Source organism: aff. Roholtiella sp. LEGE 12411, from assembly GCF_015206995.1.
In the GTDB taxonomy this organism is placed as follows: domain Bacteria; phylum Cyanobacteriota; class Cyanobacteriia; order Cyanobacteriales; family Nostocaceae; genus Komarekiella.
The window spans coordinates 39699-51219 of the sequence record NZ_JADEXR010000032.1 but is presented as its reverse complement, the minus strand read 5'-3'; the positions used below and the strand labels follow the sequence as shown (position 1 = coordinate 51219).

Annotated in this window: 8 protein-coding genes; 2 read left to right on the top strand and 6 right to left on the bottom strand. The window is 43.5% G+C overall.

What is annotated here, in order from left to right:
* Positions 1–335 (top strand): zinc ribbon domain-containing protein (locus IQ246_RS10080; RefSeq protein ID WP_194002548.1); only part of this gene is annotated, 335 nt, incomplete at its 5' end.
* Positions 336–603: 268 nt separating this feature from the next.
* On the opposite strand, the gene IQ246_RS10075 is transcribed toward IQ246_RS10080, so the two are convergent.
* From IQ246_RS10075 to topA, 6 genes are all read right to left on the bottom strand, one after another.
* Positions 604–828 carry a hypothetical protein gene (locus tag IQ246_RS10075; RefSeq protein ID WP_194002546.1) on the bottom strand — a complete coding sequence of 75 codons (225 nt, stop codon included), beginning with the start codon at positions 826–828 and terminating at the stop codon, positions 604–606.
* A 310-nt stretch (positions 829–1138) separates the two neighbouring features.
* Complete coding sequence (locus IQ246_RS10070; RefSeq protein ID WP_194002544.1) at positions 1139–3850, bottom strand: HD family phosphohydrolase; 2712 nt, start codon at positions 3848–3850, stop codon at positions 1139–1141.
* A gap of 261 nt (positions 3851–4111) precedes the next feature.
* Positions 4112–5068 (bottom strand): ADP-ribosylglycohydrolase family protein, encoded by a 957-nt coding sequence (locus tag IQ246_RS10065; RefSeq protein ID WP_194002542.1) that lies wholly within the window; start codon positions 5066–5068, stop codon positions 4112–4114.
* A gap of 113 nt (positions 5069–5181) precedes the next feature.
* Positions 5182–5634, bottom strand: coding sequence for a type II 3-dehydroquinate dehydratase (gene aroQ, locus IQ246_RS10060; protein WP_194002540.1), 453 nt, complete (start codon positions 5632–5634; stop codon positions 5182–5184).
* 19 nt (positions 5635–5653) lie between these two features.
* A complete protein-coding gene (locus tag IQ246_RS10055) occupies positions 5654–5794 on the bottom strand; it encodes a hypothetical protein (RefSeq protein WP_194002538.1) in 141 nt (46 codons plus the stop codon).
* A gap of 302 nt (positions 5795–6096) precedes the next feature.
* A complete protein-coding gene (topA, locus tag IQ246_RS10050; protein ID WP_194002535.1) occupies positions 6097–8763 on the bottom strand; it encodes a type I DNA topoisomerase in 2667 nt (888 codons plus the stop codon).
* A gap of 819 nt (positions 8764–9582) precedes the next feature.
* Between topA and IQ246_RS10045 the strand changes: the two genes are divergently transcribed.
* A complete protein-coding gene (locus tag IQ246_RS10045) occupies positions 9583–11145 on the top strand; it encodes an NAD(P)H-quinone oxidoreductase subunit N (protein WP_194002533.1) in 1563 nt (520 codons plus the stop codon).
* Positions 11146–11521: the final 376 nt, after the last annotated feature.

The window sequence follows — 11521 nt, the reverse complement described above, 5'->3', positions numbered from 1 at the left end:
CTATTAATGACGCTTCTTGGTATCAGTTTCGTGTCTGGGTTGAATACTTTGGAAAAGTATTTAAACGGGTCACGGTTGCGGTTAATCCGCAATACACTAGTCAAGAATGCTCTAGCTGCGGTGTCATTGTCAAGAAAACACTATCCACTAGAACGCATGTATGTTCGTGTGGATGTGTTTTGGATAGGGATGAAAACGCAGCTAGAAATATCCTTAGTCGGGGATTGGGTACTGTAGGGCATACAGGAACCTCTGCACTTGATGTAGGCAACGCTTGCGGAGATGAAACCTCTACTCTTTTTGGCGAAAGCCTGATTGAGCAAGTTATGTCTTAGATTCAAGAATCCCCGTGCATTTATGCCGGGGAGTGTCAATCCTTGGTTTTACCTAGAAAAAAGTTGGGTATCACTTGATAAACCCAAGCGCTTAGGTTATGTGGGAAACTGTGATCGCACCTCAAAAAAACCTCTTAACAAGATTATCAACAGATATGCGTAGGCAAAGCCCGTCGTAGACATCGCAATTGGGGGAGATTAAGTCACGACATCGCAACACTTTTGCTCAGTTGTGATTTTGTCGTCACTGTCTGCTGCACCAAGATTGTTAGATCGCCGTCTCACCATCATTGCCTGCTGCTTGCATCTGCTTTAAAACTGCTGCCTGAATTTTGGCATCAAAGTCGGGATCATCTACAGTTGTTATGATATTGCGTGGACGATCGCCAAGTCTATCCAGATATGCTCGTAGAGCTATTTTGTCCTCACGATGTAGGAGAAAATATTGCCTCAATTCCTCATCAGACATGGCTGCATAATTGACTTGATTCATTAGAACACCTCTCCATCCGGCGTAATTTGGAACTTAAGATTCTCAGTACTTCCAGCCAAAACATAAAGATAGCTGGTTCGATCATCTATACATACAAGATGTATGGGCTGAAGCGTAATATACGTTAGCCTTATACCTTTGGCTTGAGCAAGCTATTTTAATCTGTTGTGCTTATCGTCTGGTAAACGAATAGTTAAAGTAGCCATTTTGTTTAAGTCCTAATAATTTCTTCGGGTTTTAAAATTGATAAGTTAGGAAATAATAATAGTCAAAAAAAACTCAACACTGAACTGATTCACTCAAAGATGAATTACGAATTCTGCACAGTATTCCTAGCCTGTAACTTAGGATAAGCAATACGTTTATGATGGAATTGCTGCCAAACTTCCACAAAAATTTGGGCAATCTTTGACATTTCTTTGCGTGTTATCCCAGAATTTACCATTTGATCATCTTGCCATCTGGCACGGAGGATGTTGTTCAGCATCGTTAAAGCTTGTTCTGGCGAGGCGTCTTTGAGCGATCGCAGCGCCGCCTCACAAGAATCTGCCAACATCACAATTCCCGTTTCCCGTGACTGGGGAATTGGGCCATCGTAGCGAAAATCTGCCTCGTCTACTGTTAAACTAGGGTCTTCCTGCGCCATTTGCTGAGCTTGGTGATAAAAATAAGCAATCAGCATCGTTCCCTGATGCTCTGGTATAAAAGCTTGAATTGCAGTAGGCAAAAGGTGTTTACGCGCCATTACCAACCCTTCACTAACGTGCTTTTTGATAACTTCTGCACTCTTCCAAGGATCGCTAATTTCTGTATCGTGTTTATTTGGGCCCCCCATTTGATTTTCAATAAAAGCAAGGGGGTCGTGCATTTTGCCAATATCGTGATATAATGTGCCGGCTCTTACCAGTTCGACATTGCATCCCAATTTTTTAGCAGCAGCTTCCGCAAGAGTAGACACAAACAGGGTGTGCTGAAAAGTTCCAGGAGTTTCAGTAGCAAGTCGTTTTAACAAAGGACGATTAGGGTTCGCTAGTTCTGCTAAACGAATAGAGGTAACTAAATCAAATAGTTTTTCTAGATAAGGACTTAAGCCCAAAGCTACAACACTCCAAGCTAAGCCGGATAAAGCAAATAGTGCTGCTTCTCGAAGTACGATATACCAGTTTGAACCAAACGCTTCACCGATTAACAGGTTAATAATTAGGTAAATGCCGCCTTGAGTTAAGGCAATGGCAATACCCAATAATGCCAATTCTTCACGCGATCGCAGTTGTTGTGCCAAGTAACTCCCTAATATTCCTCCCGCAGCACCAGTAAAAAGCGAAATCTTGCTGATGTCCAGGCTAATTCCTAATAACACTAATAACAGTCCTACAACTGTCAAACCCAAAGTGGGGCCGTAGAAGCTACCCAACAATAAACCGATGGCGCTCCAAGAGGTATACGGTATACCCATCGTTATTAGTCCTGGCGTACTCACGGTAAGCAGCAATACCAATAAGCGATCGCGTTGTCGCAATTTGTTCTTGATATGGCGTTCTACCCAGGCAAAAATGCCAACTGCAACCGTAACAACGCCTCCTAACTTCGTCAACTCCAGCCAATTAACTTCTCGACGAATCAAGCGATAATGCTCCAGCACCTCAAAATTCCAGGCATTAATCAGCTGTTTTTTGCTAACAATCACCTCACCATAGCGCACCTCCACCATCACAGGTGTCACCCCATCAACTGCCTTTTTAGCTTGTTGTCTCGTTTGTTCTTGATCATCTTTGAGATTTGGCTGGAGTACAGTTAATAGCAATTTGCTTGCTAATGATTCAGCGTCTTTTGGTACAAATGTCTGCACTTGCAGGTTTACTGCATCCTGTAAAATATTTTTTGGCAGGCCGGATGGAATACCTTGGGTAAGAATCCGCTCAGCACTTTCATGGATTCCCGTTTGTGTTTTTAGCCACTCCCCATCTGACAAGTCCAATAGAACAGTTTCCTCGTATACTGTTTCTGGGTTGAGTGTCTCTAACTGTAAAAGTTTAGCAGTGGCTTGGGTATATGCTTGGCGTGCTTGAGATATTTGAGCAATTAATGAGGACAAGTTTTTCTCGGAAGTTGTGACGCGGTAAGCTTGTAGCTCTGCCACTGCTTGAATGAAGTTAATGTTTTGAGAAAAATCAATGGATTTTGCGTCCTCTGGAGATAGCTCTGTGGATACGTTCCACCATGCACCAGTTTGCTCAACTGGAGCCACTTTGGTACGCCGCTGGCGTTCCTGATTGGGTGCATTTGTGGATGTTCTTAAGGTTTGTTGTGCTGCGCCTTTTTTCTGATTATTTTTAGTATTTTCTAAAGCAAGTTGCAGTGCTCGCCATTCTGGTTCGGGACATGAGCGGAGGTAACGCTGAATAGAGATAGGTAAAACTAAAGTATCAAAAAAAGGAAACGATCCAGCAACCGCACGGATTTCGTCGCCATTATCCAAAAGTTGTTGTAAGTATTGGTGGATTTGTTGATTCATTCGCACATCGACCATCAACACTGAGATGGAACTTTTACTGACGGCTTTGCGCTGGGCTTCTGTTTTTTTCTTATTTTCGATGCTAGCTGTGTAGGGTGCTTTAATCGTCTGTGGCGCAGGAGTTCCTACTTTCAATTGAGGCTGGTTGTAGAATTTATGCCCGATAATACCTGTTAGAGTTACGACAGCGATCGCCAAAATTACAGAGGAACGCTGTTTATGCACCCAACTTAAAAAGATTGTATGAATGCCTCTGTTAGTTTTGACCGATTTTGCCATTGACTTTAAGGCTATTTCTGGTTTTCGGTATCCGCCTTTGTCACTGGTCTTTGGAAAATACAGAAGTAAATTGCTAAGGAAAGTCTTTTGAAGTTTTTCTATATAGCTTTGAATGTCGGGACTTCTCCTTTTTCCAAACAACTTTCCTTTACGACGTAGCGCTTTGTACTGTCGCCGCCAGGAAGTCAATTGCTGGGTCAAGAACTGCAAAAATTGCTGCGTTTTCATTACCTCTGTCTGCGTGCAGTTGCTGACTTTGATCGCTCAAAATAAGACAATCCGAAGAAAAGTCCGATCTGCGGCTTCCGTTATCGCAACTTCGGTGGTGGGAGCTGGTTGAAGCCGATTTGCCACAATAGCTACCTACACACTAAGGTTGAGGGTTTGTCAAGTAATTGTGGTGTGTAAAACTACTAAACTTTCTCAATACTGGTTTGATTGGTGGTATTTGACATTTCACAACCACACTGTTGTTTAGCGAGAATAGCATTAACGCGATCGGATGACACGAGGGGCTGCGTAGACGGAAAGCGGAGCCACATCCAAAAATATGGCACATCTGTCCTCTTTTAACTCGCTGGGATTTAGAGTGAAGTCATACACTCCTGACCACACAGCCAAAAGCGCATCAGCTAATTCTAGCATTTGGGAAAAGTTGGTCAGTCCCCGTGTTGTTAAATTTGCTTGTGAGACTAAGCCCCACCAATTTACAGGAATACCTTCTGTACTGTTATATGCCCCAGATAAAGCTCCAGTAATTGCACCTGTAGCTTGTAGGCTTAGACGTGTAGTTTCTTGCACCTGGGAATTGCTACTGTGAGTCGCTCGCAAAACCGCAAGGCGAAAGTCTTCCAAGGTACTGAGAAAGCAGTAAAATGCCATAGCAATGATGTTACTCAGCTTTTCTTCCCGATTCAACTCGGCTTGTGCTCTTTCTAATCCAGATCCTTGAGTTAGCAAAGCATGAACTTTTAATAATTGTTGTGGTACTGATGTCGGCGTTTCTCCGAGAAAAGAAATTGTTTGTGGGATAAGAGTTAGTGGGTGAAGTTTTTCATTGAGGGATTGAGCGATGGCATACCCTATTGCTAGTGTTCCATCTCGTACCACTGGGTCATCCTCCCAGATTTGTAGCACACGCAGCAAATTTTGTCGTAGTTTAATTGTATTGTCGTGAAAAAAAAGTGCCACTGGTAATGTAGCAAGAATTACTTCTATTGAGCTGATATCAGTTGCGTCTAAATGAGGATATTCTTTGTGTTGAAGCGCTATCCAGTCATTTAAATCTAATCTGCCGAGTGTTATTAAACTTTTAGTACCTAGAATTGCCATTTTGCCGAAATGCAGGCAACTCTCAGACTTTGTTTCACGATTAGAGGCTAAACTTTCCCCTAGGATTGCTCCTAGTAAAGTGCCTCTAAATCGACTTACAACAGAGTAGCGCATAAAATTTCTGAAGTATGGCAGGTTAAAACGTTTAATACTTTATCCTACCCTGACTTCACAAAAAGTTAATAGCTTCATTTCCAAGAAGCCTCAAGTTTTCGAGAACGTCTTGTTCACACCTGATCTTTTCTTAAAAAATGCACTAAAGCCTGTAAGCCTAACAAGTAACTATGAACGCCAAAACCACTTATTTGTCCGATAGCCACTGGAGCGATGTACGAATGATGGCGAAAATCTTCTCGGCGGTAAATATTACTTAGATGTACTTCTACTGTAGGTAAGTTAACAGCTGCGATCGCGTCTCGCAAAGCTACACTTGTATGGGTGTACGCTCCTGCATTAATCAAAACTCCCTGATACCGTCCCAATCCTTCATGAATAGTATCTACCAAAATACCTTCATGGTTTGATTGCACAGGATAAGTTTTTGCCTGTAACTTTACTGCTTCTTCTTCTAACAGGCTATTAATTTCAGGTAGAGTCAAAGAGCCATAAATTCCTGGTTCTCTTTGTCCTAACAAATTTAGATTAGGCCCATGCAATACTAGAATGCTTAGGGGTTGCAATGTTGATAGTACCTTTAGGCTACTGGCGACGGCGCGATCGCTCGTTTACAGGAATCGGAATCAGTTCCGGCTCCGGCTCAGCCTCTGGCCCTAGCAGGCTTTCTATTAGCTTCCGTGCTAATTCCTTAAGCTTTTCCAGCACCTTTTCTATATAGTCCATTGAACTGACCGCTCCTGAGATGATACCTCAATTTTTGATTAACAGGCACGCAGCAACTAACGTATTTTCGCACCTCTGGCTTCCAACCGGGCTGATATACTCTCCCGTCTTTGGGACATTAGCCACTTCTCAAATTTGGTTTTGTCTTCTACCTTAATTCTTAGAGTATCACATTAGCAACCTACTGGACTACACTCAGTAAGGACAGGTATTTTTGATTATGTCGTCAGTGGTCTTTAGTCATGAGTGAATGGTCAAAAAAAATCGTGTACAGACGCGATTAATCGCGTCTGTACTCCTAACTAACCTTCTGCATCATTTTTTTTCGCAACAGTTTTTTTCGCAGTGGTGGTTGACGCCTTAGTAGTTGATTTAGATCGGGAACTTGTTGATTTACTAGTTTTACGAGTCGATTTTGCTGTTGATGCTTTAGTTGCCAGCAATTTCAGCGCCGCAGACAGTGATATATCTTCCACTGATTGACCTTCTGGGATACTCACATTAGTTTTGCCATGTTTAATGTAAGGGCCGTATGGGCCATCGTAGATGTTGATTAGTTCGCCATCTTCCGGGTGTGTACCCAATTCGCGTAAGGCTGCCTTAGACTTGCTGTTGGTGGAATTGCGTCCTTTTTTCGGTTCGGACAATAATTCTAATGCACGCTCTAGAGAAATTGTCAAGACGTTATCAGCAGCTTTGAGCGAGCGGTAGTCTTTCCCCTCCTTACCTTGGTCATGAACGACGTAAGGGCCAAAGCGTCCCAAACTTGCTTGGATTTTGCCACCAGTAACAGGATGGACTCCCAATGTCCGCGGTAGCGCTAAAAGACCAACAGCCATGTCCAGAGTCACAGTTTCCGGGGTGACGCCTTTGGGTAGCGAAGCTTGTTTAGGCTTGGGGTTTTCGTCAGACTTGTCGCCCAACTGGACGTAGGGGCCGTAAGCACCGATTTTCACGTAAATTGGTTCGCCAGTTTCGGGATGACGACCAAGTTGGTCAGGCCCGGTAGTTTTTTGCCGCAGCAGGACTTCTACTTGTTTAGGATCGAGGTCAGCTGGTGTTAGGTCTTTGGGAATAGAAGCGGTAATAACAGTATCACCATTTTCGACTTCAATGTACGGCCCATATTTACCAATGCGGACTTTAGCATCTAAATTTTCTAGTTCTACAGTCCTAGCTTTAGTAGCATCAATTTGGTTTTCTCGCTCTCTAACCAGAGTTTCTAGACCTTTCTCTCCCAGATAAAATTCACGCAAATAAGGTAGCCAGGCAGCTTCACCTTCAGCAATATCGTCAAGAGTTTGCTCCATCTTGGAGGTAAAGCTGGGATCGACGATATCTGGGAAATGTTTTTCCAGCAAGTCGGTGACAGCGAAGGCAGTGAAGGTGGGAATGAGAGCGTTACTAACCAGTTGGGTATAACCCTTGTCGATGATTGTGCCAATAATGCTGGCATAGGTACTAGGACGACCGATGCCTTCGCTTTCCAAGGTTTTCACCAAGGTAGCTTCGGTGTACCTAGCTGGTGGTTGGGTTTCATGCCCAACTGCTTCTAGTTCTGTACAATTCGGATGATCTCCTACCTTCAGTTTAGGTAAGATGACCTCTTGGTCTTCTAGTGCAGCTTCGGGATCGTCTGATCCTTCAACGTAGGCGCGTAAGTATCCTGGAAAGTCGATGCGCTTGCCAGAAGAACGGAATCCGGCATCTTCAACTTGCAACTGCACACTAATTTGGGTTTGGCGAGAATCAGCCATTTGGCAAGCGACGGTACGCTTCCAAATCAAATCGTAGACAGCAAGCTCTCGACCCCCCAAACCAGTTTCTTGGGGTGTGCGGAATGTACTACCTGCTGGGCGAATTGCTTCGTGTGCCTCTTGTGCGCCTTTGGATTTAGTGGTGTATTGCCTAGGCTGGGGGCTGAGGTATTGTTGTCCGTAAAGCTTTTCTACACAGCTACGAGCAGCAGCGATCGCCTGATCCGACAAATGCACCGAATCTGTCCGCATATAGGTAATATAGCCCTGCTCGTACAAATTCTGAGCAATCCGCATCGTGTCTCGTGCTGATAAGCGCAGTTTCCGGTTAGATTCTTGTTGCAATGTCGAGGTAGTAAACGGTGGCGCGGGTTTTCGTGTTACCGGGCGTTCTTCAATGTCGGTGACACTCCAGGTTTTCCCAGTCAGGCGTTCTTTGAGGGCTACTGCTTGGTCTTCGTTGAGCAATAGGACATTTCGACCTGCGGTGATTTGTCCGGTCGCAGCGTCGAAATCGCTGCCATTAGCTATTTTGGTTCCTCCCAGTGTTACCAACTGAGAGCTAAAAGGAGCTTTTTCCTGAACCAAGCTAGCTTTCAAATCCCAATATGTGCCTTCATGGAAAGCACGGCGTTGGCGTTCTTTAGTAACTAAAAGTCTTACAGCGACAGATTGTACCCGCCCAGCGGATAATCCCCAGGCGATTTTTTTCCATAAAAGTGGAGATAGGGTGTAGCCTACCAGTCGATCCAAAATCCGCCGTGTTTCTTGAGCACGAACCAACTGCTCATCAATACTACGGCAGTTTTTCAAAGCTTTTTTGATAGCGTCTTGGGTAATTTCGTGAAACACCATCCGCTTTGTCGGAACTTTTGGCTTGAGCAGCTGGTATAAATGCCAACTAATGCTTTCACCTTCCCGGTCTTCGTCTGTTGCCAGAATTAGTTCATCTACATCTTTGAGAGCTTCTTTGAGCTGGCTGACAATTTTCTTTTTATCTTTCGGGACAACATATACCGGTTCAAAGTCGGCGTCCACATTCACCCCAAGCTGCGCCCATGTTTCCCCTTTGACATTGGCGGGAATTTCACTAGCCGACTGGGGTAGGTCACGCACATGACCCATAGATGCCTCTACCCGATAGTCTTTTGGTAGGTAGTTGCGAATGGTACGAGCTTTGGTTGGAGATTCGACGATGACGAGAGTTGACATGGAAATTTCAAAAAAAAGAATAGCTGCTAAGCTAAACAGTCAAATTGAGGTAATTTCGGCGAATTGTCAAGATAAAACGTCACGCTTAGGCCTGTGATTTAATCCTCACACAAACTGCCCGTTAGAGTGAAAATCCGCTAAACTTTGGGCGTAGTCCTTCCCAGAGGATAGGGTAGGGGAACGTTAGGTATGATCCAGCTACTTCAATCTTTAACTTATCTAGCGCAGAATTGGTGACTATAGTTTTCAAAATACCCCTGAAGTGTAATACGAGAATACCCTTTTGTGACTGAACGGAGGAGGTCAGAGGAGGGACAGAAGGGGAGATGGGGGGAATAAGAGTAGTTGTTCACTCACCTCCTCCACTCTTTTATTCCTCTGCTTTCAAAGATGTTGTGACCAAATTAAACCAAACTTTAGAGCAAAAGCGAAGTGGGGTTTGTACTCATCTCAGGGAAGCAAAACTATGTAAGCAATTCGTTAAGGTGATATCATCTTACTGCTTGTGCAGGAAGCGGAAGGACAAAAGATACTTCATTTAATTTTGGCAAAAGTTTAATTTACAGGACATAAGCATTGTATTACTGAGGCAAAGACAGAATTATACGAAAAAGATAGCACAGTCTATTTGCGTGTGTTTTCAGAAACAGCATTGCTTTCTCACCAGGAGCATAACGCTATTTCTATTCCCCAAGATCATTTTTAATCTCAACACATCTCTACACACAGACAGAAAAGTGGATGTAACTTTGGTCAAGAACAATAGATAGAATAAACAAAGTTAGCCTTAATGTCTGATCGCCAAAACCTATATATCTCATGGATTTTGCTAATCTTGCATCCCAGTTAAATGCTGGAACGATTTTACCAGAGGGAATTGTAATTATCACCCTCTTGGGGGTTTTGATTGTTGATTTGATTTTGGGGCGTACATCCTCACGCTGGATTGGATATCTAGCGATCGCAGGTTTACTTACTTCGATTGTCGCCCTGTATTTTCAATGGGATGCTGCCAATCCCATCTCTTTTAGCGGTGGCTTTAATGGTGACGACCTCAGTATCGTCTTTCGCGGTATCATTGCTTTATCTGCCGTTGTGACTATATTGATGTCAATTCGCTACGTGGAGCAGAGTGGCACCCCTTTAGCCGAATTTATCGCTATTTTGATGTCCGCTACCCTAGGGGGGATGTTTTTATCCGGGGCTAGTGAGTTGGTAATGATTTTCATCTCTCTAGAAACCCTAAGTATCTCCTCTTACTTGTTAACAGGTTATACCAAGCGTGACCCCCGCTCTAATGAAGCAGCGCTGAAATACCTGTTAATTGGAGCTTCCAGTACAGCAGTATTTTTGTACGGTGTATCACTGTTATACGGCTTATCGGGTGGAGAAACGGAGCTGAGTGCGATCGCAAACGGCATTGCCACAGCTAACCTCGGTCAATCTTTAGGTTTGGTGATTGCTCTTGTTTTCGTAATTGCAGGTATTGGTTTTAAAATTTCGGCTGCACCCTTCCACCAATGGACACCAGACGTTTACGAAGGCGCTCCCACTCCAGTGATTGCCTTTTTATCTGTTGGTTCCAAAGCAGCTGGGTTTGCCCTAGCCATCCGCTTGCTGACAACAGCCTTCCCTCTTGTTGCAGATGAGTGGAGGTTTGTCTTCACCGCCCTCGCTGTTCTCAGTATGATATTGGGCAACGTAGTCGCCCTAGCCCAAACCAGCATGAAACGGATGCTAGCTTATTCATCCATTGCCCAAGCTGGGTTTGTGATGATTGGTTTGGTTTCTGGCACTGAGGCAGGATATGCCAGTATGGTGTTTTATTTGCTAATCTACCTGTTCATGAACCTGTGCGGTTTTACCTGCATAATTTTGTTCTCCCTGCGGACAGGAACCGACCAGATTACTGAATACTCAGGTCTGTATCAAAAAGATCCACTCCTCACATTGGGGTTGAGTATTTCCCTGCTTTCCTTGGGTGGTATTCCACCATTAGCTGGGTTTTTCGGCAAGATTTACCTATTTTGGGCTGGTTGGCAGGCTAGACAATACGGCTTAGTATTGCTGGGGTTAGTTACTACTGTAGTCTCTATCTACTACTACATCCGCGTGGTCAAGATGATGGTAGTCAAAGAACCCCAAGAAATGTCCGACGTGGTGAAGAATTATCCCGAAGTGCGTTGGAATTTGCCTGGGTTTAGACCTTTGCAGGTAGGATTAGTGGTAACATTAATCGCTACTTCCGTAGCAGGAATTTTGTCAAATCCGCTGTTTACCTTGGCTAACAATTCCATCTCCCATACCCCAATTTTACAAGCATCAATTGTTGACAGAACTCAGGTAAGTACTATTTCTATTAAGCAACCAGAAGAGTTGTAGATTGTACTTTTGTCGATGGTTAATAGTTAATCGTTAATTAACGAAAAGCTATTAGCCATCTTTATTATTTAGGGATCTTGCGCTACTTTTATGGTGAAAATTAAAATAATTTAAATTCCATGCCTATACTTTTTACGATATTGAAGTCTAAAACTTTTACCAAGCATAGGCTTACAAACTTTTAAACATTATTAAGTAATGATTATATTATAATAATATATATTGCATACAAAAGTTTTGGGCGATCGCTATGAAATTTCCTGTAGATCAAATTCAGTAGACCGAAAAGTTTTGCGATGCCTTCGGCGGGCGTAGCCATCGCTAAAAAATGGTAGTGTATAATACCGTTTTTGGGAAATGTACAGAAAATGATTGT